The following is a 23,871-nucleotide window of genomic DNA, read 5'->3' on the forward strand; positions in this document are numbered from 1 at the left end:
TGATCATCCTTTTATTTAGAGGCTAGTATGCACACCATTCTATCATAGCATGATAGATACAACCATTTACTAAGAAAAAGTTAAAAAAGGATTACGATCTTATCATTCTTGTTGAAAAGAATACGGCATAGAGATGACGAACCGAGTTCCTTGCCCTACTCGAGACTCCGCTGAAATATCACCTTGATGTATATCCACGATCTTCTTCACTATCGACAAGCCGAGACCACTGCCTCCAGCAGTACGGTTTCTAGATTTATCCGCTTTATAGAAACGTTCAAATATATGAACGAGATCCTCTTCTTTAATCCCAATTCCTGTATCTTCTATGGTCACTTCTGCACCATGCTCAGTAGCAATTAGTCTTAACGAGATCTCTCCATCTACAGGCGTGAATTTGATACTATTATGAAGTAGATTTACCCACACTTGATTCAATAATTCTTCAACCGCAACGATCTCAATTTCCTGCAAATCTAGATCTACTTGGATTCCTTTGGCAAGCCACTGTGGTTCACCCGCCAACACAACGGTGCGCAACTGATTATCCAACCTAAAGCGACATGTTTCAAAGGACGGTTTGTCCGACTCCAAATAAGACAACTTTAAGAGATTGTCGCTCATTTGTGATAATCTCCGGCTCTCCCCTTCAATGATTTCCAGATAATGTTCTCGCTTCTCCTCCGAAAGATCCCGATTACGTAGCGCCTTAGCAAATCCGCGGATTGACGTTAGTGGAGATTGTATCTCATGCGATACATTGGAAATAAAATCTTGCCTCATACTCTCGAGCTGACCCAACTCACCGGCCATATCATTAATGCTTTGAATTATTTTATCGAATTCGTTTCTACCCTTCCCATTCGTATCCAGTTTTACTTTGAAATCGCCTTTTGCTATCCGTCGCATCGCATCAATGATTGACGTCATCATAGCGATTTGCCTCGGCCGGATAAATAGACCAAGGACCATCATCGCTAGAATAAAGAGAATAACCCCTAACAGTGCATCGATCATTTGCACTAGGTAGGGGGAAGATGGAGTACCATAAACCTTATAAAGTGTCTTCGTCAAGAAATTGGCTGCCATCCAGGAGAGTGCCACAAAGGCCAGGACACCAATAGATTGCAATACATGGAGTAGCACAAACCATATCTTCTTCCAAACCTCTCTCATCTTCAACGTTCACAAACCTCCAGACGATAACCGAGACCTCGGATTGTAGTAATTTTGAAATCAAATTTATCTTCTGGAAAACGCTCCCTGAGTCGATTAATATGCACGTCGAGTGTACGCTCGTTTCCTTCGAAATCATATCCCCAAATATCTTCAATCAATTGTTCTCTTGTAAGCGTCCTCCCCGGATAACTACCGAGTTTAAATAAAAGCTCGAACTCCTTAAGTGGTAGTGTGAAGCTCTCGTCTGATGTGGAAGCTTCGTAGGTTTTGCGATTCATACTTATTTGTCCAATACTGACCATTTGAGATACAGCAACTTGATAGCGTTTAAGTAAAGCCTTTACCCTAGCCACCAGTTCAGCGGGTTCAAATGGTTTAACTAGATAATCATCTGTACCCAGCTCAAAACCTTTCAGGATTTGCTTGGTTTCACCTTTGGCGGTAAGCATTAGGAGTGGCATATCATAATCTCGCTGCAGTTCATGACACAACTCCCAGCCATCCATGTTCGGCATCATAATGTCCATGATTACTAGATCAGCTCGCTCCTCAGCCAGTATGGACAGCGCTTCAAGCCCATCAGCGGCTTCAAGCACCTCCATTCCTGCTTCTTCGAGGAACACTCTGATCAGTTCGCGAATATGCATATCGTCGTCAACTACAAGTATTTTAGCCATCGTAATTAGATTCTCCTATTTATACGTATCTTCATCTTCTACAGCACCCGCAATCTGTAATTGTTGCGCTGCAAATTCACGATACATGTCATGGTTCTCTAACAGTTCTTCGTGACGACCTCTTCCTGTAACCTGACCCTTCTCGATGAAAATAATTTGATCTGCCCCCACAACGGTAGACAGTCTATGGGCAATAACAATCGTTGTCCGGCCTTCCATCAAATTCTTCAGTGCCTTCTGAACCACAACTTCGGAACGGCTATCCAAACTTGAAGTCGCTTCATCCAACATCAGGATCTTGGGATCACGCAGCAATGCTCTAGCTATAGCAATCCGCTGCCGTTGTCCCCCTGACAACTTCACACCACGTTCTCCAACATCCGTATTGTAGCCATCGGGTAATTCGGCGATGAATTCGTCCGCATAAGCCATCTTAGCCGCATTTATCAGTTCAGCCCTGCTAACTTCACGCTGAACTCCATAACATAGATTCTCCGAGATCGTTCCAGCAATCATGGGACTTTCTTGGGAGACATAACCGATCATTCCCCGCCAGGAGCGGAGTGCAAAGGCATCAATCGGCTCTTCTCCAAGTGAAATGACACCTTCTTGTGGGAGGTAAAAACGTTCTAGTATCGAGAACAGGGTAGTTTTACCGCCGCCACTTGGACCAACCACAGCCGTAATCGTTCCCGGATCCATCCGAAAGCTGACATTTTGTAATACGGGTTCATCAGGTTTGTAACCGAAAGATACATTATCAAGCACTACGGGCTGATTCGAATTGGAGACTTCCACACCAGAGCCAAAAGCTTCTTCTTCAGCATCCAGTGTTTCCATGATCCGCTCCGTTGCTCCCTTAGCTTTTTGCAATTGCGTAAAGAAGGTAGTCAGTTGCGTCATCGGCATCACAATCTGGATCAAATACAGAATAAAAGCAACCAACTCACCCGCCGTCAATCCACCTGAGGATACTTGCATCCCACCATAACCAATTACAATGACTAGCAGCATCATCAGTACAAAGGACATAATCGGACTGATCCACGCCATCACTTTACCTTCGCGTATCCCGAAATTTAGCAAGTTACGTATACCTGTACTTCCGTTCTCGTATTCCTTGTGCTCCGCATTGGAGGATTTCACGAGCCGGATTTCTGATAATACTTGGGTTAGTGTTGAAGTAAAAGTTGCCGTTTCATCTTGCATGCCTACAGAAATTTTATACATCTTCCGCCCGAGCGGAACGAGGATCAAAGCCGCTATAGGAATCACCGTGAACATAATGAGTGTCATTTTCCAGTTCAAATAGAACAGAACTACGATTGAACCTACAATCGAGATGATCCCGCTGAAGAAACTAGCCACATGTTCTGAAATGAGACTCTTAATGACTCCGGTATCATTCGTCATACGACTGACAGACTCCCCAGTACGATTATTATCGAAATAGGGAACTGGTAGAACGAGCATCTTCTTCCACAATCGATCACGCAGGCCAGCAACCATTTTTTGACCCACATAGTTCAATAAATAGATAGAGACACCCGCTGCGATAGTTTGGCTGATAAATGCAGCCCCAATTGCAATGATCTGAGAACTATTAATTGAGGATAAAGAAAATCCGTCCACCAGACTTTTCGTAAACATGGGTATTACAAGGCCAACTAATGTGGACACAATACTGAGTAATATAGCTACACTCAACATCCAAATGGATGGCTTTGTTTCTCGCATTAAAGTAAAGAACGTCCCGGTACTCGTCTTTGCTCCGGTTGGTTTATTAGAGTTATTTAAATTCATGGTTCCTCTTCCCCTTTTCTACTTAGAAAGCTTCGACTTCCTTTGCTAAGTAAAGAATAAACCAAGATTTTAAACTGAAGTTAAACAGACACCAGAATTATAGATTTTCAACTTCTACACTGATGACATGGTCAATATCACGGAGAAAATGATAAATTTCCGTCGTATATTCCTTCTCAGATGCAGCTATGACCATATCCACCCGTTGACGGCCTTCGTCCAAGTCCTTTATTTTCAATCGACGGATGTGATGTCGTTGCTGCTTAGCCCCCGGTCCCATCGCCTCCTTACGCTCAATAACGCGTATCAGTTCCGTTACATTGCCGTGGTCAGCCATCACAATCTTAATAGAAACATCGCGTTGGTTAAGCTTATACGGTCCAATCCATTTAATAATGTAGGGAACAAAGTTCACTGCAATAATTAGCAAAATAACAGTAAGTGACGCCTCAACAAAGAATCCCGCTCCGATTGCGATCCCAATCCCTGATGCCGCCCAAATCATCGCAGCAGAGGTCAATCCGGATATTCCTTCATTATTTCTACGTAGAATGGCACCCGCACCTAGAAAACCAATCCCACTAACGACCTGTGCCGCAAGACGCATGGGGTCCATATTAGGATGGTCAGGTCCAGAAAATTTCTCGAACGCTTCAATCGATACAATCGTCACTAGGCAGCTCGCAATACAGATAACCATACTTGTCTTGATGCCAAGAGGCTTCTGTTTCAATTGACGGTCAATACCAATAAACAATCCAAATAATAAAGCCGCACTTAATTTGAATACCATAATCAAATCAATTTCCATAGTAGTCTCTCTCTCCTTATTGCATATAGAGTGAGTATATTTTAACCACTGATTTTGTGCAAATAGAAAAATGGCGACCTCATTGGCCACCATTCCATCTGTTTCGTATTTATTTAACTTCGACGGAGAACAAATAATCGGAATGCCCTTGATCCAAGAACCAATCACATTCAATTTTGTACAAATATACTCCTTTATCCATGGGCACGAAATAAGGATCTTCGTTATCTAAATCTTGATTTGTGTTTATTAATGAAAATTCTTTGATTCTTTTAGGCGCTTTAATGTTTATCTGTGCACCCGCAGGGACAAGGGTCGAAGGTATCTCGGACAAAGACATATCCACACTTTCACAACTAGATTCGTTACCCAATGATGAGGAACACCAAGTGTAACTACCTTGAACGACTTTAATTGCCACACCATCAATATCTATCTCTGGTAGAGGTGGTTTCCCATCCTTTATCCATTTTGATTGAATAGTATTGTCTGAGTTGTGCTTAATACCCACTGTATATCCTATATAGAACGTTATCGCAAGCAAAACTAACATTAGCAAGGATATCCATGATTTCTTTCTCACCCCAACTCCCCCTCTACATCCTAGACGGCGATAATAGATAGGAAGTTGCGAAAGTTATTTGGCACGCAGAATCGCAATCACTTGCTTCCCACTAACCTGAATTCCTTTATCCTGCTTACCGCAATGCTCTAGATCGCGAATGAGGCGTTCCACCAACTGTTTGGCCGGATCGGTTTTCTTCTTATCAACAAGTACCGTTAATTGCACATCATTTCCCGCAGTTAGAATTCGTTCGGCTTGCCGTTTCTTTGTATCATAATCATGCTCTTCGATCAGCGAAGTAAGTCTGATTTCCTTTAACTTCGTTCCGGTTGATGCCTTGCGTTCTTGTTGTTGAGCCTTATTCTTTTCCATTTTGGATGCACCTTTACCCGCCAGTTTACATGGAGGGGGACTGGACATAAGCGATGTACATACCAAATCTACTTTGAGCGACTTCGCCATTTGCAGCGCTTCTTTGGTGGGCACCACTCCCAAGTTCTCTCCATTTACACCCGTCAAAAGCACCTCTGTCGCTCTTATTTGTTCATTCGTAATCATTCGATTTATTCACCCCAGATTAATTTTACTTACTATAAAATACCTTCAGGCAGCATATAAAAGATCGGAAGCATGACCATTACAACCAATAAAACGAGTCGGAATGAATCTTCCGCATTGGAACCCGTTTTAATCGAAAATATGCTGGGTAACAACCGAAACTTCTTTTTCCATGGCCAAAATAATGCAATCCCCTGCTCATTAAACATATCGATTAACGGATGCGACGCATAAGCTAGTAAAAAGCTCCAGAAGAAAAATAAAGGTAACGGAGTTAGTAATGCAGCCAATCCCGCAAGGAAAAACAAGGAGTGCGTAAATGTCCGATGCTTCACTCTAAGTAATTGAAGGATAAAAGAAATAGGCAAAAAGATCTTCGCCATGGTCGATCCCTTCTTATCAACGTCGGCGAGTGGCCCTGCCAGACACCCAATAAGCAGCGCTGCACCTGATTCCCATGATAGCAGCGGTTGATGATAATGCATAATAACAGTTTCCACAGCCACAATACCAGCGATGCTATGAGTCTTTTGAAGCATAATAAATCCTCCGAATTTCTCTAAGTTGTCCATGCTATTATAGCAAAGATAAGAAGGATTACTTTGTTTTATCTCGAAATTAATTACAGCAACTATAAACAGATAGACGGAGGCTCACATGAAAGTAAAAGTACTAGTATCGACCCTTATCTTCATATGTTTTGTATCTTGGTCAAATTTTTCAATTTCAAATGCCCAATCTTTAAAGCCACAAGATATCTTAAACAAGAAATATCCTAATGAAATTATTAAAATTATCAAAACCGCGGATGTTAATTCAGATAAGAAAATGGAATCTTTTATTATCACAGAATCAGGAAATTTTTATTTGATTAATGCTAAGAGAACGGTTGTTTTAATTAATACCGGTTTTTCAGCCGACGGAGGTTTTGATGAAGTAGACATTCAAATTTACGCTGTAAATAGTAAAGAAAAACATATCGCTGTTAAAGGTTACTATCTACCATCAAATACTCAACTGTACGTTTATCGACTTAAAGATGGAACTTTGAAGCAGGTTCTAGAACTAATGGGTGATGTAGATGTTCAAATTGACAAAAAAGGTAGAGTTCATCAGCTCTGGAAAAACTATAAGCTCGAAGGTGGATGGGATCTTGCTGAAGGCATCATGACGTGGAATCCAAAAACTAATAAATATAAGGGATCCGGAGACTATGTGTTGAACTAAAAAGTATATAAATGCTAAGTCAAAGCGGCAGATCAAGAGACGTTAACAAAGTCCTTGACTGCCGCTTTAATGATTAAACTAGCGTGTAACCAGAGTTTATTCATTATACTTATCATAATTGACGCTTAAAGCTACACGATACATTCCTTGCAGGTCATTTGATGTAACATACATTAAAGTGTCGTTAGCTTCTTCTTCCCAATCGGGACCATATAACAGTAAATAGTCTGCGAAATCTACGAAGACACTAAAATCTTTCGGCTCAATCTTTAATAACCTTTGATATATTTTAAACATTGTATCTATAGGCATAAAAAACTGTTCTATTTCTAGACGAATTATCCTATCTAATGGTTCTCTTTTCATTACTGTACTTAAACAACTCTCCAGTTGCCGTTTTAGACTGTCAAAGTTTCGATTTAATGATTTCTGTTCGTTTTCATCAAAATCCAGCCAATTTAGTTGTCTGATTTTGTGAATCTCTTGAACGTACCATGAAATATCCTTCAAATCGTAACACCAAATGTTTAGTAATACCCGGGCGCTGGACGAAGAGGTATCCATCAAGAGTGCCTGGGCGAGCACGCTGTTTACGCTCACGATTCACGAGATCCAACCCGAGGATAAAGCTAAAGCGGAAAGGAAATCATAAGATTCGTTGGACGATTTTTTCTGAGAGGGGCATATGCATATTGAAGTACGAACTTGGCCGTTGCCTGCTAGAGGAAAGACTTCAGGAAGCAGGCATGCCGCTGGAACGGCTGGCGCTGGAACTGCGTGTGAGACGGGAGCGGCTGGATGACTTTATCGACAATAAAAGAGTGATGTCTCTTAAGCTCGCGATTTCGATCGCCGATACGCTTCAGTGCGAGGTGCGCAGCCTGTACGAATTAACTCCTTCCGATGTTTAATTATTGGCGGTTTTTCTTTTGGCAAATAACCAACAATCAAGGATAACAAAACCTAAGTCCTGCCCGTTAACGTATTGATTCAACAGAGTTTCTAACTTTAAACTCTTACTATCCTCATCGTCTGATATCAAAAGTTTCCTTTTCAAAAAGTAAAAGGACAGACTGTACTTCTTGTCCTGTCCTCAAATCCCCTTTTCCAGATGATATTACAACAGGTTCTCCTTAGTTCGTTTACTAAACATGTCAAGAACAACCTTTTATTCTTCAATTTCAACGATGACATTAACGACAGATGCATCGTGGTTTTTAATGCGGAGTGGTGCTGTGAAAGCAGAAATGAGCTTTTTTCCAACCAATGGTGCTGGATTAATGTCTTCATAAACGAGCATTGTCGGCTCTTCATACTTTTCGTGGTCTAAGAAGGCATGGTGGACAAAATATCCGTTTCCTTTTGCTTCTGTCAAATTCTCAATGCTCAAGGTATCAATGGCCACTGCTTTGCAGTTTGGCAACTTCGTACGGATGTATACTGCAGCTTCTGGAGAGACAGCTGGGAAATTATTAGCGTATTTCTCGAAATTCGTTTCCCGGTGTTTCCAATGGCCCGTATTAAAGATCAGAATATCCGCTTCATACAGGTCTTCATATTCCTCGAGCGTTTCGATGGTGATAAAGCCGTTCGGGCCAACCGGGCAGTTGATTAATAGCGGCTTTCGATAGATGAAGTCTTCAATTGGAACTGCATCTATTCCCTTACCGTTATTCATATGATGCCATGGGGCATCGACATGGGTACCAGCATGAAGATACATGCTTAACACACTTCCGTTCCAGTCATCCCCTTTGTCCAAACGCTCTCTAGGCTCTATTTTCACTTCTGGCAATCCTGGATAAACAGGCATTCCTTCATAAATTGGGTAACCGATTTCTACGTATTTTGGCATACTAAGACGCTCCTCCCTGAGTATAACTACAAGCTCAGTAATATATTAAATGTGACTATATCCAAATGCTGTTGTTCCATATACGCTTTTAAAGTGTTTATTTAAATGAGTCAAATCAACAAAACCACATTCAACTACAGCTGAATAGATATCTCCATTTTTGTCTATTAACTGCTTTGCGCGTTCTATCTTGCAGTTAAGAAAGTATTGGTAAGGTGAAATTCCAGTATGTGCCTTGAATAATCTGATAAACTGAAATTTCGATAAATTAAGCTCCTTACTTATATCGTCAAGTTTAAGTACATTTCCTAAGTTGCTGTGAAGCATATCCTTTGCTTTTTTAATTATAGTGTTATCTTTCTTATAGTCTGTTGAGAGATTAGTTTGAATAAGGATCTCTGTGAGTGATAAGAGTAATTCACTACACAAAGCCTCATCTTGTTCGCTCAATATTGCATTAGACAGACTTAATATTCTTTGTTTAAGTTTATTGTCATACACTATCGGGGTTGAAAAACGAACTATCTCCTTTTTCTCAATAACCTCTAAAAACAATTGTGGCTCAATATATAGCATAATATAGTCAAGTCCTGCCTCATCATGTGCCCTTCCGTCATGTGCCTGTTCTGGATTAAAAAGCATAACACCATTTTGATAGGATAATTGTGAACTGCCATCCAAGTTATACTCTTGAATACCACGCAATGTTACACCCATAGCATACTCCTGGTGGGAGTGCTTTTTATAAGTAAAGTCAGTAATACTTGCTGACAAGGCAGTAATACCTGCCAATTTTTTATATATAAATTTTTCTATGTTACTCACCTCTTAATTAGCTTAACTATATCCATATCATTACTGCTGCATAAGCTAAAAATAATGCCATCATGACATTAACAGTCTTTTTATGCTTTAGTAAAAACTCCTTGAATACTGTACCGAAAAGAACCCATGTAGCAAATGCTAAAAAACCAACAAGCGTAATAACTATAACACTAACTGTTACTGCAGACTTTGTGAAATAGTGAGGCATAATAAAACTAGGAATTACAGTCATCGTAAATACTAACACCTTTGGATTTATAAACTGCATAATGAAGCCTGACATAAAGCTAGCAGTTTGGTATACAGTTGGTTTTGAACTATCCATTTTGTAGATTTGATAAGCAAGATAGAACATATAAAAACTTCCGATGATCTGCATTGCAAATAATATTTTTGGCATTATCGTTATTAGCATAGTATTTAACATAGCAGAAATAGCAAGTAATAAAGCAAAAGCTATGGTTGCACCATACGTATATTCCATTGCCTTTTTTGTCCCAAATTTTTGTACTGTAGATAATATAACGATATTAGTAGGTCCTGGAGTGAAAGTTACAATAAAACAGTACAATAAAAAAGATGTAATATTCATGAGGAAACTCCCTTTCAAGGTAATCTCATAGAAATATACATCTTAAATTTAAGGGTATATAGTATATTATTGCGCTTTGCTTAGGTCACTATTTATTAGTTGAGCAGAACTTACCCATAGTTCACGGCTTGCAAAAGCTAATCCCGCAGCAACTCTTCCCTGACTTCGGTCAGCGCGAATCCCAGCAAGTTCCTGCCCCGCCATTTCACAGGATTCTCGGCATCCGGATTGGACTGGACCATACCAATCCCCCATATGCGATCCTGTGGGCTGGCTTCGACGAGAATACGGTTTTTCGTCGACTTGAGATAGTCGCCAAGCTTCGAGTCTTGTGAAAATTTGGCCATGCTGCCTCTTTTGACGATGTCGTAGCATTCCTTATCCCAAATGTCATTGTTGAAGTTTCGAACCGCGCGTCCATAGGCTTTCATCTCCTTAGGGTGTTTGGCCTTAAGGATTGCATCCAGCATTTCGTAATCTCCGAACAGCCTTGCCTTTTCCGCCATTATAAACTGCTCGGCACATGAGTATTCCGTCCCCTCTACCTCGAATGGGCTCATCCACCATTGGCTGAAGCAGCTTTTGTCGACTCCGCCGTCCTTTGGTGGCGTATGGCCCCAAAAGAACATATACTTAAATGTTTTTCCCGCGTTATATGCTTTTCTTAGCTCCTCAATATTATATATCATCAGTATTCCTCCAAATTTCTCCGATACAAGCGAGAAGGACGGTGCCCCGCATTTTCGGTGTAATGATCGGTTTCCGTTACGAGATCAGCCACTTTACGCCGGAAAGCAGCCTTCAACAGCTCTTTGTCCAGGATCACCTCGTAAACCTGCTGCAGCTCTGTCAATGTAAACAGCTGTGGCATCAAGTGCAACGCAATATCGGTATAATTCACTTTTCCCCGTAGCCGCTCGATAGCGCAGGCTATTATCTTCGCATGATCAAATGCCAATCCGTCATTCGATACGATCGAGTAGGCGGTTGATGTCGAAGTCGCCTTTGCTGTCACCGTCCGATCTACAATCGCCGTAAGTTCTTCCTCTTCGCAACTGAGCTTAAGCTCATATTCCAATGTCTTGATGTATCCATTTTCGATCAGTTCTTTCCGTTCCCGTAGAAGTCGATAGGAAACCTTGAACCAGGCGGCGTCGGCAGCGTCGTCTCCGGCCTGCAACTGTACCTGATCGCTATTGATCAAAGCCATATAGCTGCAGCTTATGACCCAGGTACGGGGATCCCGTCCAACATCGCTGAAGGTGTACAATTGCTCCAAATAAACATCTTCCACGCCGGTCTCTTCACATAACTCCCGAGCCGCGGCCTGCTCCGTTGTCTCGTCTGGGCGGGCAAATCCGCCCGGCAGTGCCCATTTGCCCAGGAAAGGGTGTCCTCCCCGGCGAATGAGCAGCATCCGCAGCTCTTTTTCCGGTAACTTGCGGTAGCTATCCGCCTCCGCGTCCGTCACGGTGAAAATGATCATGTCCGTCGCAACCGAAGGCCGCTCGAAATCCCCAACCCGGTACTGATCCAAAAATTCGCTTTCTGTAAGTCCATCACGATCCAACAAGTCCATCAGTTTCGCCTCCTTGATTCTTTATTCTAAGCACAAATGTCGCTGCCTGTACGTAAAATGTTCCCACTATTGCATCTCATTCTAGCCGTTCAATTCCCCGAAATAGTTCCGGTAGGGCTCGAACTTCGCCAATACCTCTTCTACCTTGCGCATTCGTTCCTCCAAGTTGCCCCGCAGCGTGATAAAGGGAATCCGTCGCTCATGCAAGTCCGCGATGATCTGCTTATGAAAAACTTGTCGTTTCTGATCCCCGCTGCGGTCCCACGTATCATCGTAAGGAATATCGTCGTCGCACAGAAAAAATAGATCGTATCGCTGCGCGTTTTCCAAGGCAATCCGGGTTAAGAGCTCGGGGGCTCGGCCGTGGTAATCCAATGCGAACATATAAGTTGTAATCGCATTGGTATCCACAAAAAGATAACGGTTCGCTTCCAGAACAACCTGCTCCTCCCGCTCAATATGCCCCACCGCGATTTCGTCGAACGCTTCCAGGCCGATTCTGCGGTCCACCTGATGCTCGGTCCAATAATCCCGTCCGTATTCACTCGCAAAGGTCGTACGATAACGATCCGCCAACGCTTTGGCGATCGTGGATTTGCCGGTCGACATCGCTCCCACAAAAACCACTTTCGTGATCAAATCCGGGTACACGATATCACTTACAAACTCCCGGTACTTATAAGGATCGGAACGGACCATCGTCGCCGAGATCGGAACCCGCTCGCGAGCTTCATCTACTCGACGGTCCATAGCACCCAAAGCGATGCTCATATGCTCCCCGTAAAACTCGCTGGAGTAGAAATGGGTCACTTGCTCTCCCTCTAGCAACCCCAGAATATACTGCTCTTCCCGGATCTCATGTTCTCGGTCGTTCGAATACCCGTCCGGACCGTCCCAGGCTTCGATCACCCGTATCATCGGATAGAGCTTGCGAATCCAGTTCGCCCGAATATGAAGCGGAATTGGGGTGACCGTCGTCTCGTAGATCACCACAATCAATTCGTCAACCTCTTGCAGTGCTGTCTCGAACATGAACTGATGCCCTTTATGCAGCGGGGCGAACTTCCCCAGTGTTAATCCAAGCGTCTTCATGCGGACACCTCCTTGGCCCCTTTGTTCCAGTTGTAATAGCCGTATACCGCATTAACCAAATACGCGCTCCACATGACGATCATCAGCAAACCTTCGCCGCTACCTTCGAACATCCGAATCGCCCACAGCAGCACCGTGAACATATTCAGCACGATATAGACCAACCATTGTTCCTTGAACCTTCTGACCATTAAAAGAGTAGCCACGATGGATAACACCGTTGTAATAGCATCGATGTAAGGCGAGTTCTGCCCCGGAATGAACGAAAGTCCCAGCCCCAGCAGCAGGCAGCCCAATACACATATTACCCCCACGAGGACCAGACTCTTAACCTGCATTTGGCGCATGGACAGTTTGCCACCCTGAAGGTTATTTTTCCACATGTAGAAGCCGATGACATTCATAGGTACAAAGAAAAGTAGATTTAGCATCACCTCTCCAAACAAACCGTTGACATAAGCCAAATATGCGTAGCCTACAGTATTGTACATACCGAAAACATAGCTCATCAGGTTTCCTTTCGCCGCGAGCACCACACATAGCACCCCGGTGATAAAGACCGTAAAACCGAATAAAGAATCCTTAGAAATCACCGTAAAACCGATAGCAATCGAGGTAAACAAAACTAACCAGACTATCTCGAACAAGTTCCAATCATTCGCATACTTCTTCACCTTGTATCCCCTCAGCTTTCTCCACTCATTTTCAGAGTGCAACCTCAAATGCCACTTAGTAGCTTTGTGATAATAACATTTTGTTACTATCAAAAATAACAGAGTTACCGACAGATGTAAAGTGAATTTTTGGAATAAAAAAATGTCGACATTTGTTAAATTTTGGATTAATCAATAGGACCAACTATGTTATATTGAAGAAAATAATTCTATTATTTTGAAATCAAATCAAAGGAGATATTATGAAAAAAATAGTTTATTTAATGCTTATAGGGTGTCTTGTTATCTTCACTGGCCTTTTTTCTTTCGCTTCCTCAACATCCGCCGCTGCTTCCGTTTCTTACACACTCTATATTGACGGCAAGGTTTCGCCGGCAAAATTCCCAATCGTAATGGAGAATAACAGCACTCTAGTTCCAATGAAATCGGTTCTAACCGAACTAAACTACACTACCACCGTCAATAACCAGACGAAGGCGATTACAGCTAAAAATTCAGCTGGCTCCATTATAATCGTGAAGGTTGGAAGCAAAAAAGCCAAAATCAACGGGTCTGATATGCTCCTCCCCGCATCGGTCAAGACGATGAACGGAACCACGTACATACCTTTATCGGCAATCAAACAATTAACTGGAAAATCTATCGGCGTAGATGCCTCTCAGGGTATGGCCTGGATTGGGGAAAAGCCGACAGTAGCTGACCCTATTCAGATTTGGGGAGTAACCCCTGACGAAGTTAAAGCCGCTGCTGGTCAGAATCTGCCTATCGATGAGGGAGGACAAGGCGATATTTATCTCCTAATGTACCAAGATTCTACTAAAGGTGCTGAAGAATTATATATATTTCACAAAAACAAACTTGCCAAATTGGTATTTACTCCGATTATTACAGGCAATGAAGATAACGAAACCTTCTTACTCGGTGTTTACTCCGGCATGTTCAATACTGTAGTTAAAGCTTACGGGGAACCAACCAAAGGTTCCGTTGATATTAATAAGGAGACACTTGATCAATATCTTACGCTCCTTTCCAACGAAGGCTACATTTCGAGTGAGTGGAAGGTTGGAGACACCAAAATCAAGACTTTAATAAAAGAAACGGATAGCAGTTACACCATAAGCATGCAATATGTAAATACTTCCGTAGAAACACAACTCAATGCTGCCTTGGATGCTATTAAATAATCAAATAAAGAAGGAGCCGGCGATGATACCGGCTCCTTCTTTATAGTTAAATACTTGTTTAAGTCGCTCCCTACTGCATCTCATTTTCGATCCGCTGCATGAACTCTTCGGCTGCGCTGTAGCCGAGCTGCTTGAGATACCAATTGTTGGCCGCTGCCTCGATTAAACCGGCTACGTCGCGTCCAGGCTGAAGCTGGACTTCGATATGTGGAATTTGGACGCCGAGATATTCTGTGAATTGAGGAACAACCTCCAACTCGTTGTTCAGAGAGTTATCCTGCCACGGGGCCAGTTCAATATCGAGCACAATTCTTGTCTCGTCCTGAAATGCCTTGCGTCCATATTGGCGTACAACATTGATCAGACCAATACTACGCAGTGCGAGGAACTCGCGTGTTGTCTCATTATGCGTGCCGAGAAGTGTCGTCGGACCAAGCTTCTTGAGCACCACTATATCATCCGCTACGAACCGGTGACCTCTTCGAATGAGCGTATGGGCCGTCTCGCTTTTTCCAATCCCAGATTTTCCTCTAAGCAGAACCCCAATGCCCGATACATTCACGCATACCCCATGGATTGACAGTTCTGGAGCCAGACTCTTTACTAGATATCTATCCAGCTTGGCGATAAACTCCGTGGTCGTCTCTTCCGTCCGCAATAGCGGAATGCCCTCTTGATTGCAGAACAGGATCAGATAGGGAATCTCTTGCTGCCCCGACGTCACAATAAAGCACGGCGGATGATATTTGACAATGTTTCCGATATGCAGCTTGCGTTCTTCTACGCTTAGCGTCAATAAATAGTTAATTTCCTTGCGGCCGAGCACTTGCACCCGCTCCATAGGAAAAAAATCAAAATACCCTACGAACTCCAGCCCCGGTCTGTGCGTCCGTGGACGGGTAATCACATGATCCATGTGGCTGGCTCCCGCAAGCACTTCTAATTTGAACGTCTCCACAAGACTTTGAACGGTAATCACCTTCATGTAGTTCTCCTCCTGCACTAAGGCGTACCCGGAATACGCCTGATATTCAATACTGCGGTTACTGATATATTCCACGACAGATAGATCTATTCCTGCAATTGAGAGGTCTTCAGCAGGGTCAGTTAGCTTTAGTATTATATCTCCACTAAGTAACTCAGGCAAAATAATTATAATTAATAACGAAAAAATGCCCAATACTATATTACATAGTCATAGGGCATTCGCTTGTAACGTTAACTTTTATTTAAATTCCTCGTTCGACATTCGAGTTCGTTTTATACATTTTCTCCGCTTCAATAGGGCTTTCTTTTGCTGTCACCTGGTGCGGAATTACTCGGCAAACTTGAACCGGTCCACCGAATACAGCCGACCTATACTTGTCCACATGCTGCTTCGACAAGGGGCGGTTATGATAGCCGGGTACATATTTATTCATCATTTCCTGAAGTACATGAGTGGCTTCGTCCAAATCTGTGATTGGCTCTGCTTTTCCAAATATCATTACGCTCATATAAGCCGTATCCGTTTTGGCAGGTACCGGATCCGTGATGGTTCCGTATTCCTCACATACCGTAAAACATACCTCTGGATTTTCACTCATTACCTGATTACGTCTTCCATCTCCAGCCCCGTGAAAATAGAGCTTCCCATCAGTCCATACATAATTAAGCGGTACAACATAGGGGCGGTTTCCATCAACCAACCCAAGATACCCAATTCTCGATCGGTGAAGGAAACTTTCAATCTTCACTTGATCCTGGCACTCCCTGATCTTGTAACGAACTCTATCCATTTCGAAATCTCTCCTTCATTCATAAAATATTCATCCCACTCCAATTGACTTAAATCCGATAGTCTTCTAGAATGCAGCAGCGACTAGATTGCCAATACTAACGTTGTTACGGTAGTATATCAATGATTGGATTGGGTTAAAACATCCAAACATTGCATTTTTGAACAATCCATAATTAAATTTTATGATTGGAGCTTCTATTTGGAGGTGTGTACGATGATGAAAGTAATTCGTAATGATAAAAGACCCATCTGGCAGCAATTGCTTGATCAAGCTATTCATAATATTACTAGTGGAATCTGGGCGCCAGGAGAGTTGCTGATTCCTACCCGTGAACTTGCTCACATGGTAGGTGTCTCTCGCTCAACTATACAGATCGTCTATGAGGAATTGCTAAGTCGAGGTTATACAGTTACATCTCGCCGAGGAGGAACGCGAGTTAGTAATTGGAGGCAAGTCACGGAGTCAACGAAGGAAATCATAACAGATGGCCCCCTCCCCCCCTCACTTCCATTGTTAAACTCGGCTGTCGATCAATTACATGATTGGTTCAGAGGCAAAGAACAACGTGAGGTCGATATTGATTTTAGTCCCCATGAACCTTATTTGGATGGACAATTTCAAAAGAACTGGCGACAATCGCTTCTCCACGCATCCGCTGAAATGGATTTATCAAGCTGGGCTTACGGTAATCCCTATGGTTTCACACCATTACGTGAGGAAATTCAGCGTTATTTATCACTTGAACGAGGCATCCATATCCAAACCAATCAGATTTTATTGACCTCGGGAGCTCAGCATAGTATCGACTTAATCGCACAAGCACTTTTAGCTGATGGGAACACTGTCTCTGTAGAAGATCCCGGTTTTCCATCTGCCTGGATGGCGATGAAATACCGGCGTATGAATGTGGTGCCCGTTCCCGTTGATGAGTATGGTCTAGTGGTTGAGCATATTCACCCACAATCCAAACTGATCTTTGCGACCCCTTCGCACCAGTGCGCGGTCGGAGTCGTTATGTCGGAGCCACGTAGGCAACAATTGCTACATAAGGCCGCTCAAGAAAAATTTTGGATCATTGAGGACGATTATGACAGTGAATTTCGCTATCGTGGGGAGCCGCTTCCAACACTGTTTAGTCAGGCATCTAATAATACTTTGTACCTCATGAGTTTTTCTAAAATGATTGCTCCAGGCATTCGCATTTCGGCTATCGTTGGATCCGTCGAGTCCATTGCTCAACTAGCGAAGGTGCAGGAACTCACTTACCGTCATCTTCCGATTATGGATCAGCTAACACTAACCCACTTCATTAAGAATGGGCATTTTATGCGACATATGAGAAGAGTCAGAAATGTGTACCGACGCAGGCACGAAGCCATGACAAAGGCTATTATGGCTAGCGGTTTAGGAGAACGTTTCACACTAAGTGGAGTAGAAACGGGATTGCATATGTTACTTGAAGCTGAAGAGTCATACGACGAAGAAAATGTGACAAAATTAGCCCTACAACAGGGAATACGTATATACCCTCTTGGACCTTATTGCTTGGAAAGTAAAAGAAAGGGATGGGTGTTGGGGTTTGCAAAGGTAGATGAAACATCGATTGAGCAAGGGATTTATCGTCTTGCGGAGTTGATCTTATAGCTCTGATCTTCACAAGCTAATTTTGATACGGCACTACACTCTTTTGTCCAAAAATTTATACATCATTTATGAAAAAAGGCACCTTATTAAGAGGTGCCCTGATTCCATTAATAATGGTTATACAGCGAAACATAGTTTAGTAAATCCTCAATCAATACCGTTTATTTTTCTCGGCGTACAGCTTTAAAATGGACTCATACCTAAAGTATTTACTTTCTCTCCTTCAATCGAAATTCCCATTTGAGTTGTAATTTCACGATAAAAACCAACGCGGCGACCGATACGACGGTCGGTTTCGTCTAAGTTGCCTTCAAGATTGCCGTTAATGATCATAATAGTAATACCAAAGCCCGGCTGTGTTAATCCTTTAGAAAAATCCGATTCTGAAGGTGTCCAGTTGCCAACCATCACATCGTGAGCGGAAGGCTTCGGAGGTTGTGGTGTCATCCAGAACAGGATCGCCGTCATAAAGCCTAACTTGCCGTCATTAACAATAATCTCAGGCTGCTGAAGCAGCTTATCTTTGGTGCCATAAATAATTCCACTAATCAACCCGTAATTGTAGTTCCAACTTAGCTGTATCGGTCCACGTCCATGATAGGATTTGCCCGCAACTGGCGGAAAGTTGTCATTTGCTTCAACGTAATTGACCGTAGTGATGTTGATATAAGATATTTCCTCATTCCAATACAACCCCCATGCAAACGGGCCACTAGGAGATGTTGGCATACCTCCGCCCGTTTCATGAGAAATATTGGCAAGAAAAGCTGCCAACTCATGCTTTCGTTTCAAATCAGAGCCTTCTTTAATAAAAGAACCAAAATCGACCGTTTTCGATAGAATCGGGCTCTTTACTTTTTTAAAATTAGCATTTTGGTAGATGAGCGTTTCCGTCTTTGTTCCTTTATCTAATCGAAATACGCGACTGTTGTTAGAATCGTCCTGTCTGTACTCCACCTTATATTTGATATTAGCTACATCCTTAACGGCAGCAATCAAGTTATTATAGGAATAATAGTCGGTTTGCTCTGCATTGTAATTTGGTTGATCAGCGGCAAATTTATGCCATTCCGACGTGCCAATGCGGTAAGGGAACAATTGATCATATTCCTCTTGTGGCAGTGCATTTTGTACGGCGGCAACGGCATTATCAGGTGAAAATTGTGGATCTAATGTACCCCATAAGGATGTGACCTGGGAATCGGTAAGAACGCGACTTTGACCAACAATTAATTCATCTAAATCTTCAGATTTCATTTCACTTTTCCCTCCAGTTTTCACTTCAGATAAGGTGGTTAATGGAACTTGCGGCTTCATTTTCACAGAATCAGTCAAAAAATATGAACCTAAATATGTAAACACTAACAAGACAGACAGTGCAATGGCGCTAATTAAAATAAACCTATTGTTTGTCATCTTCGTTTTCATGTTCATCCTCCAATTCTGGAAATGTTACCATAATCCCAATTATAGTCAGCATTAAAATTGTTATATATATGAGTAATCAACTATTATTGATAGAAAAAAACTTATTTTTAGATTACTACTTCATGACCCGCTTATCTGTTCTTATGAAGAAATGACGAGAGCGCTCATTTGTTTTGCCATTAGGGGCGGAATATAACTATATAAGAAAACTGTATGTTATAATCGAATGCAAAAAAACTGGCGACTGTTGAACACAGGCACCAGCAATTTTTCACATATATCCAAGCTTGATGAGCAGACGGCTCAGCATAAGTGCCATTTCAGCACGGGTTGTGGTTTGATGCGGTTTGAAATTTCCGGCATGGTCGCCTTTGATGATGCCGTATGCAAGCATTTGCTGCACTGCCTCAGCAGCCCATTTCGACACTTCACTCGAATCATTCAGCAGCGTCGAACCGTTTTCCAGGGCATTGGAGGCGGAGACGCTATCGTATGCGATCGCTCTCGCAAGGATGACCGCCAGTTCTTCCCTTGTAACAAAATCATTCGGGCGGAAGCTTCCGTTCTTGTACCCGGTCACCAATCCGGCCGCTTCTGCGGAGGAAACCACCTTTTCGTACCATTGCCCGGCAATATCGGATATAGCTGCGGGCTGAGCCGCCTCGGGAATGTCTAGCGCCCTGACCAGCAGCGCTGCTGTCTCCGCTCGCGTTAAGCCGGCATTCGGATCGAAGATGCCCTCCCCTTTTCCTTCAAAGATGAGCAAGGAAGCAAGCTTCTCCGCTTCGTTTCTTGCCCAGTGTCCTTGCATATCGGCAAAAGATTTCCGGTTATCAATATTCACGTACAAGCCGTCGCTGCTGATGGGAAGCAGCGCATAGGCTTTCCCTCCGATATTTTCATATCGGACCGGAACATATTGCAGCTGTCGAACCTGCTCGTTCCATACCGCTACAAATGTATCTTCATCGTTAGTTGGAACTGCAATGCGCCTTTTTACTTTGCTAGCTAATTGGTCAATGGCGATTTCAGCCCCGTCGCTAATGCTCATAACAATCTTAAACTGAACAGGGCCAGACAATAATTCTGCACCCCGGGATTTCAGCTCTGTCAATAAAGGAGCAGCAACCTCATTCTCTCCAGCATATATCGCAAAGTTGAGTTTATCTCCGTCTTTGCCTGCATATTGCTTATCTGCGGCAGCAGCCAGCTCGGAGACAGGCAACTTCATTGTGCCTCCGGCCGTTGACACTTGAATCACAAACGAAGGATTCAACCGGAGCAGCTTGTGTGCCGTTTCTCCGCTCAGCTCGAAGTATCCCGTTGCTGCATTCTTAACGACCTCAATCAATCCGGATTTCACTTCAGACTGTTTAAGTTTAATTCGTTCCTTCTTATTATTCTCGCCGATGAAAGAGATATAAAAATCCGATTGCGGCTGCTCAGGCTCTTTAGGATGATCGGGTTCCTTAGGTTGCGCAGGCCCCTCATCAATTCGATTATTCTTTAAAACAATCAATTGAAACTGGCGGCTGTCCGATTCCAACCCTTTCGTTACTGTAGCCGTTAGCGTAACCTTTTGGTCGCCGGCCCCATACGATGGCCGTGATACCGAACCGTTAGTGGGATTAATCAGCTCCGTTCGACTTGAAGCCCATGTAATGGCAGAGCCATTCGTTCCTGCAGCTGGGAGCGTCAGTCCATTGCGCACGTGCGTTTCGTCATCACCGGCTACGTATCCGATCGCAAGCAGCGCTATGTCTCGGTCTACTGCCTCTTCATCCATCATATCGGCAGTGGTGATCGTTAAGTTATATAAGACGTTATATGTTGTCTGATTCGCATCAACCGCTGCTTCCAGCGTTACGGCTGAGTCGCCCGCCGAGTAAGCTGGCCGATGCACGGCTCCTGTTGTTGCATCAAGTAAGCTGTTGTCCGAAGACGTCCAGCGGATCGGACGGCCTGCAGCATCTACGCTCGGCAGCCCAACATTCGATTTCACCGCATCCGCCGTCTCTCCTGTGACAAACACCGGCTTTGGAGCAGCATAGACGGTTAACTTGCCAGTGTCGGTTATGACCTCATAATTGGACAAACGGTTCAACGGATCGAGAAGCTGTGCAGTAATATCATAAACACCTTCTGGGCTAACTTCTGTCGCCGTCGATTCATACTGTGCGGTAATGGAGTCGCCGGCAACAACACCTGTAAGATTACCGTCTAACTGCGGATTCGTCTTGCCGACCCATCTAGACGCCGAATCCGGTGCAACGCGTAGCTCTGCCTTCGTAACCGTCAGTTCGCCTTCCTTGATGACAACATGATAGTTACTCAGCTTGCCTCCCGGATCAGATAAGACCGGAACGATCGAATACAATCCCACTGGACTTGATACGGCTGCTGCTGTCGAATAGGACACCAGAATAGCATCTCCATTAACAAGACCAGTGATCGAACCAGATAGAGATGGATTGCTTTGTCCATATGCCCGCGCTCGATCCGCAGTAGTGACGGTTAAGGCTCCTGGCGTTACGGTTAAAGTGCCTGGCGAATAAGTGATTGCGTACTTCGTTGATGTCAAACCGCTGGCTGTTAGGTTATAATTTCCAATTGGGCTGGATGCGTCAGCGGGAGTAGAATACACCGGTTGCCCAAGCGAGGAGGCCGTGTCCCATGCCATCAGTCCCCCATAGCTCATTGTGAAATTGCCATTAGACGTTCCATAGGGTCTAGTTGCATTGTTAGGCGTTACAGTGAGCGGGGCTTTGTTGACCGTTAGCGTCGTTGTCTGCTCCGCCGCAGGGTAAGGATATGAAGCTGCTATCGATACTTTAAGTTCATAGCTGCCCGCAGCTTGTCTAAGAGAATAGCTGCCTGAACCATACCCCGCTGAATTCGTCGTCAAGTATCCTATAGCGCTTCCGTCACTGTAGACATTAACTCTCTTTCCTGCAAGCGGCCCTTCCGGAGTTGTCAGTGTCACCGATATATTTACAGATTGGCCATATGTACCGGTTATGGGAGCCACGGTTAGCGTAGTCGTATAATCCCTTGGAGAGTCACCAACATAAGTGGTAAAGCCCATGTCATAATTGGACCAATTGGAAGCAGTATAAGCTCTTCCTCCTGCATATACGTCGGTAGCATAGAGCTTCCATGTCGTTTGTGGCGTTTCCCCGATGGAAGACGTTAAGTGCATCGTATACTGTTGTCCTGCCTGCAACTGTGCCGGCTGATCGAACAAAACAGTCGTCCAGCCTCCTGGATTGGTAGGAATATTGCTGCTGCCAAAAGTCGCAGAAGCAAGCACCGATCCGGCTACGCTTTCTCCTGCATAGATACTGAGCGTAAACACAATTCCCGAGCTCCCGTAATCCGCCATGTACAATTCAATTTGATTCAGATAGCCGGATTTACCCGCCGTAAAGCTTTGTGCAAGTCCGTTCGCCCGATATGAGCTCCCCGGATCCCCTGCTCCTGATGTTTGATCCAGCGTATCGGCAGCCGCTACCGATGTAGCGACATTAGCATATTGCTCACCGTTAAAGTTGTAATCCTTTCTGTGCACATTTATTGTGTAAACAATATTGTTGTCTGCATCACTAGGATCCGCCGTTACAACTTGAATAGGATTTAACCCCACAGTAAGCTCAATCTGCTCTGATTCCTCACCGCTAACTACAGACTCGCCATTTACTAAAGCTACTGCAGAGCTGCCTGCTAGAATAGGAGTGAACGCAATTGATGCTGTCTCTTTACCTACATTGACATCAAATATGGCTTGATCAGCATTAAATCCACCGATAATACTAGAACCACTAGGAATAATATTAGTCATCATTTGATCAGCCGGAAGCACTCTGCGCTTATATACCTCTATCTCGAAAATACTAATTAATGTGGATGATTCAAATTGACTATTCTCTAGCTTAACGTAGCGAGCAGTTGTTGCAGAAAATTTATGTATATTTAACCCGATTGACGCATTGCTTATCGTGGCAACAGTTTCCCAGTCTGTCATATCGGATGAAACTTGCAACGTGTAGTCCTTTCCGTAAGTACCTTCCCAATTAATTGAAATTTCATTAAATTCATATATGTCAGCAAGGTCAATCGTTACAGTTCCCTTATCATCGGCATCCGATTCCCACCGGGTATTGGCAAGGCCATCTGTAATATTACTTGCTACTAGCGACGGTTCACTCCCTGAAATGCTTGAAACTTCAACCGTCTTTCCCAAAGCTAAATTAACATCGTATTCATTCTGTTGTGCAGCAATCATAGAAGTAGGTATCAAACTCAAAATCATAGCAATAATAACATTCAGTGCTATAATGCGTTTACTTATCTTCAAAACTAGAACCCCCTTTAATAATTTTTACATAACAAATTGAGCA

General features: G+C 43.4%; 23 protein-coding genes. 4 read left to right on the plus strand and 19 right to left on the minus strand.

Annotated features, from left to right (window positions below; all coding sequences use genetic code 11):
- Positions 1 to 102: 102 nt before the first annotated feature.
- The 7 genes from EJP82_RS07465 to EJP82_RS07495 all read right to left on the minus strand — a co-directional run bounded on the left by EJP82_RS07465 (position 103) and on the right by EJP82_RS07495 (position 6,132).
- Positions 103 to 1,176 (minus strand): sensor histidine kinase, encoded by a 1,074-nt coding sequence (locus tag EJP82_RS07465; protein WP_127191461.1) that lies wholly within the window; start codon positions 1,174 to 1,176, stop codon positions 103 to 105.
- A 2-nt stretch (positions 1,177 to 1,178) separates the two neighbouring features.
- Positions 1,179 to 1,856: a response regulator transcription factor gene (locus EJP82_RS07470; RefSeq protein WP_127191411.1), complete on the minus strand. Its 678-nt coding sequence runs from the start codon at positions 1,854 to 1,856 to the stop codon at positions 1,179 to 1,181.
- Positions 1,857 to 1,871: 15 nt separating this feature from the next.
- Positions 1,872 to 3,593: an ABC transporter ATP-binding protein gene (locus EJP82_RS07475; RefSeq protein ID WP_246054010.1), complete on the minus strand. Its 1,722-nt coding sequence runs from the start codon at positions 3,591 to 3,593 to the stop codon at positions 1,872 to 1,874.
- 163 nt (positions 3,594 to 3,756) lie between these two features.
- Positions 3,757 to 4,470, minus strand: a complete 714-nt coding sequence (locus EJP82_RS07480) for an MgtC/SapB family protein (RefSeq protein ID WP_127191413.1) — start codon at positions 4,468 to 4,470, stop codon at positions 3,757 to 3,759.
- A gap of 109 nt (positions 4,471 to 4,579) precedes the next feature.
- Positions 4,580 to 5,053 (minus strand): hypothetical protein, encoded by a 474-nt coding sequence (locus EJP82_RS07485; protein ID WP_127191414.1) that lies wholly within the window; start codon positions 5,051 to 5,053, stop codon positions 4,580 to 4,582.
- A 54-nt stretch (positions 5,054 to 5,107) separates the two neighbouring features.
- Positions 5,108 to 5,593 carry a translation initiation factor IF-3 gene (infC, locus tag EJP82_RS07490; RefSeq protein WP_127191415.1) on the minus strand — a complete coding sequence of 162 codons (486 nt, stop codon included), beginning with the start codon at positions 5,591 to 5,593 and terminating at the stop codon, positions 5,108 to 5,110.
- A 32-nt stretch (positions 5,594 to 5,625) separates the two neighbouring features.
- Complete coding sequence (locus EJP82_RS07495) at positions 5,626 to 6,132, minus strand: metal-dependent hydrolase (protein ID WP_127191416.1); 507 nt, start codon at positions 6,130 to 6,132, stop codon at positions 5,626 to 5,628.
- Positions 6,133 to 6,250: 118 nt separating this feature from the next.
- Here EJP82_RS07495 and EJP82_RS07500 point away from each other — a divergent pair, with 118 nt between their 5' ends.
- Positions 6,251 to 6,820, plus strand: a complete 570-nt coding sequence (locus tag EJP82_RS07500) for a hypothetical protein (RefSeq protein WP_127191417.1) — start codon at positions 6,251 to 6,253, stop codon at positions 6,818 to 6,820.
- Between the two features lie 96 nt (positions 6,821 to 6,916).
- Here the strand turns inward: EJP82_RS07500 and EJP82_RS07505 are convergent, their stop codons facing one another.
- Positions 6,917 to 7,330 (minus strand): hypothetical protein, encoded by a 414-nt coding sequence (locus EJP82_RS07505; RefSeq protein WP_148125748.1) that lies wholly within the window; start codon positions 7,328 to 7,330, stop codon positions 6,917 to 6,919.
- Between the two features lie 182 nt (positions 7,331 to 7,512).
- Here EJP82_RS07505 and EJP82_RS07510 point away from each other — a divergent pair, with 182 nt between their 5' ends.
- Positions 7,513 to 7,731 (plus strand): helix-turn-helix domain-containing protein, encoded by a 219-nt coding sequence (locus tag EJP82_RS07510; RefSeq protein ID WP_211350058.1) that lies wholly within the window; start codon positions 7,513 to 7,515, stop codon positions 7,729 to 7,731.
- A gap of 257 nt (positions 7,732 to 7,988) precedes the next feature.
- On the opposite strand, the gene EJP82_RS07515 is transcribed toward EJP82_RS07510, so the two are convergent.
- From EJP82_RS07515 to pnuC, 7 genes are all read right to left on the minus strand, one after another.
- The gene (locus tag EJP82_RS07515; RefSeq protein ID WP_127191419.1) at positions 7,989 to 8,675 is read right to left on the minus strand and encodes a cyclase family protein; all 687 of its coding nucleotides are present in this window, start codon (positions 8,673 to 8,675) and stop codon (positions 7,989 to 7,991) included.
- Positions 8,676 to 8,720: 45 nt separating this feature from the next.
- Entirely contained in the window at positions 8,721 to 9,491 is a 771-nt protein-coding gene (locus EJP82_RS07520; RefSeq protein ID WP_127191462.1) for a helix-turn-helix domain-containing protein, read from the minus strand.
- Positions 9,492 to 9,516: 25 nt separating this feature from the next.
- Entirely contained in the window at positions 9,517 to 10,092 is a 576-nt protein-coding gene (locus tag EJP82_RS07525) for a LysE family translocator (RefSeq protein ID WP_127191420.1), read from the minus strand.
- A 137-nt stretch (positions 10,093 to 10,229) separates the two neighbouring features.
- Complete coding sequence (locus tag EJP82_RS07530; protein ID WP_127191421.1) at positions 10,230 to 10,781, minus strand: riboflavin biosynthesis intermediates N-glycosidase; 552 nt, start codon at positions 10,779 to 10,781, stop codon at positions 10,230 to 10,232.
- Positions 10,781 to 11,671: an NUDIX hydrolase gene (locus tag EJP82_RS07535; RefSeq protein ID WP_127191422.1), complete on the minus strand. Its 891-nt coding sequence runs from the start codon at positions 11,669 to 11,671 to the stop codon at positions 10,781 to 10,783. The genes EJP82_RS07530 and EJP82_RS07535 overlap by 1 nt, the downstream gene beginning before the upstream one ends.
- Before the next feature lie 81 nt (positions 11,672 to 11,752).
- The gene (locus EJP82_RS07540) at positions 11,753 to 12,763 is read right to left on the minus strand and encodes an AAA family ATPase (protein WP_127191423.1); all 1,011 of its coding nucleotides are present in this window, start codon (positions 12,761 to 12,763) and stop codon (positions 11,753 to 11,755) included.
- The gene (gene pnuC, locus EJP82_RS07545; RefSeq protein WP_127191424.1) at positions 12,760 to 13,437 is read right to left on the minus strand and encodes a nicotinamide riboside transporter PnuC; all 678 of its coding nucleotides are present in this window, start codon (positions 13,435 to 13,437) and stop codon (positions 12,760 to 12,762) included. Before pnuC ends, EJP82_RS07540 begins: the two co-directional genes overlap by 4 nt.
- A gap of 242 nt (positions 13,438 to 13,679) precedes the next feature.
- Here pnuC and EJP82_RS07550 point away from each other — a divergent pair, with 242 nt between their 5' ends.
- Complete coding sequence (locus EJP82_RS07550; RefSeq protein WP_127191425.1) at positions 13,680 to 14,621, plus strand: copper amine oxidase N-terminal domain-containing protein; 942 nt, start codon at positions 13,680 to 13,682, stop codon at positions 14,619 to 14,621.
- A 70-nt stretch (positions 14,622 to 14,691) separates the two neighbouring features.
- On the opposite strand, the gene hprK is transcribed toward EJP82_RS07550, so the two are convergent.
- A complete protein-coding gene (gene hprK / locus EJP82_RS07555; RefSeq protein ID WP_127191463.1) occupies positions 14,692 to 15,606 on the minus strand; it encodes an HPr(Ser) kinase/phosphatase in 915 nt (304 codons plus the stop codon).
- 244 nt (positions 15,607 to 15,850) lie between these two features.
- Positions 15,851 to 16,399: a pyridoxamine 5'-phosphate oxidase family protein gene (locus EJP82_RS07560; RefSeq protein ID WP_127191426.1), complete on the minus strand. Its 549-nt coding sequence runs from the start codon at positions 16,397 to 16,399 to the stop codon at positions 15,851 to 15,853.
- A 216-nt stretch (positions 16,400 to 16,615) separates the two neighbouring features.
- On the opposite strand from EJP82_RS07560, the gene pdxR reads away from it, so the two are divergent.
- Positions 16,616 to 18,046, plus strand: coding sequence for a MocR-like pyridoxine biosynthesis transcription factor PdxR (gene pdxR, locus EJP82_RS07565; RefSeq protein WP_127191427.1), 1,431 nt, complete (start codon positions 16,616 to 16,618; stop codon positions 18,044 to 18,046).
- A 183-nt stretch (positions 18,047 to 18,229) separates the two neighbouring features.
- Here pdxR and EJP82_RS07570 read toward each other — a convergent pair whose 3' ends face one another.
- Both EJP82_RS07570 and EJP82_RS07575 read right to left on the minus strand, forming a co-directional pair.
- Positions 18,230 to 19,474, minus strand: coding sequence for a chitinase (locus tag EJP82_RS07570; protein WP_246054004.1), 1,245 nt, complete (start codon positions 19,472 to 19,474; stop codon positions 18,230 to 18,232).
- 271 nt (positions 19,475 to 19,745) lie between these two features.
- On the minus strand, positions 19,746 to 23,828 hold the full coding sequence (locus EJP82_RS07575; RefSeq protein ID WP_127191429.1) for an immunoglobulin-like domain-containing protein: 4,083 nt from the start codon (positions 23,826 to 23,828) through the stop codon (positions 19,746 to 19,748).
- Between the last annotated feature and the right edge of the window lie 43 nt (positions 23,829 to 23,871).

The organism is Paenibacillus anaericanus (assembly GCF_003994475.1).
In the GTDB taxonomy this organism is placed as follows: Bacteria; Bacillota; Bacilli; order Paenibacillales; family Paenibacillaceae; genus Fontibacillus; species Fontibacillus anaericanus.

Coding starts and splice junctions, on each gene's coding strand:
- EJP82_RS07465 (WP_127191461.1), bottom strand. CDS start 1,176: ATGAGAGAGGTTTGGAAGAAGATATGGTTTGTGCTACTCCATGTATTG.
- EJP82_RS07470 (WP_127191411.1), bottom strand. CDS start 1,856: ATGGCTAAAATACTTGTAGTTGACGACGATATGCATATTCGCGAACTG.
- EJP82_RS07475 (WP_246054010.1), bottom strand. CDS start 3,593: ATGCGAGAAACAAAGCCATCCATTTGGATGTTGAGTGTAGCTATATTA.
- EJP82_RS07480 (WP_127191413.1), bottom strand. CDS start 4,470: ATGGAAATTGATTTGATTATGGTATTCAAATTAAGTGCGGCTTTATTA.
- infC (WP_127191415.1), bottom strand. CDS start 5,593: ATGATTACGAATGAACAAATAAGAGCGACAGAGGTGCTTTTGACGGGT.
- EJP82_RS07495 (WP_127191416.1), bottom strand. CDS start 6,132: ATGCTTCAAAAGACTCATAGCATCGCTGGTATTGTGGCTGTGGAAACT.
- EJP82_RS07500 (WP_127191417.1), top strand. CDS start 6,251: ATGAAAGTAAAAGTACTAGTATCGACCCTTATCTTCATATGTTTTGTA.
- EJP82_RS07515 (WP_127191419.1), bottom strand. CDS start 8,675: ATGCCAAAATACGTAGAAATCGGTTACCCAATTTATGAAGGAATGCCT.
- EJP82_RS07525 (WP_127191420.1), bottom strand. CDS start 10,092: ATGAATATTACATCTTTTTTATTGTACTGTTTTATTGTAACTTTCACT.
- EJP82_RS07530 (WP_127191421.1), bottom strand. CDS start 10,781: ATGATATATAATATTGAGGAGCTAAGAAAAGCATATAACGCGGGAAAA.
- EJP82_RS07535 (WP_127191422.1), bottom strand. CDS start 11,671: ATGGACTTGTTGGATCGTGATGGACTTACAGAAAGCGAATTTTTGGAT.
- EJP82_RS07540 (WP_127191423.1), bottom strand. CDS start 12,763: ATGAAGACGCTTGGATTAACACTGGGGAAGTTCGCCCCGCTGCATAAA.
- EJP82_RS07550 (WP_127191425.1), top strand. CDS start 13,680: ATGAAAAAAATAGTTTATTTAATGCTTATAGGGTGTCTTGTTATCTTC.
- hprK (WP_127191463.1), bottom strand. CDS start 15,606: ATGAAGGTGATTACCGTTCAAAGTCTTGTGGAGACGTTCAAATTAGAA.
- EJP82_RS07560 (WP_127191426.1), bottom strand. CDS start 16,399: ATGGATAGAGTTCGTTACAAGATCAGGGAGTGCCAGGATCAAGTGAAG.
- pdxR (WP_127191427.1), top strand. CDS start 16,616: ATGATGAAAGTAATTCGTAATGATAAAAGACCCATCTGGCAGCAATTG.
- EJP82_RS07570 (WP_246054004.1), bottom strand. CDS start 19,474: ATGAAAACGAAGATGACAAACAATAGGTTTATTTTAATTAGCGCCATT.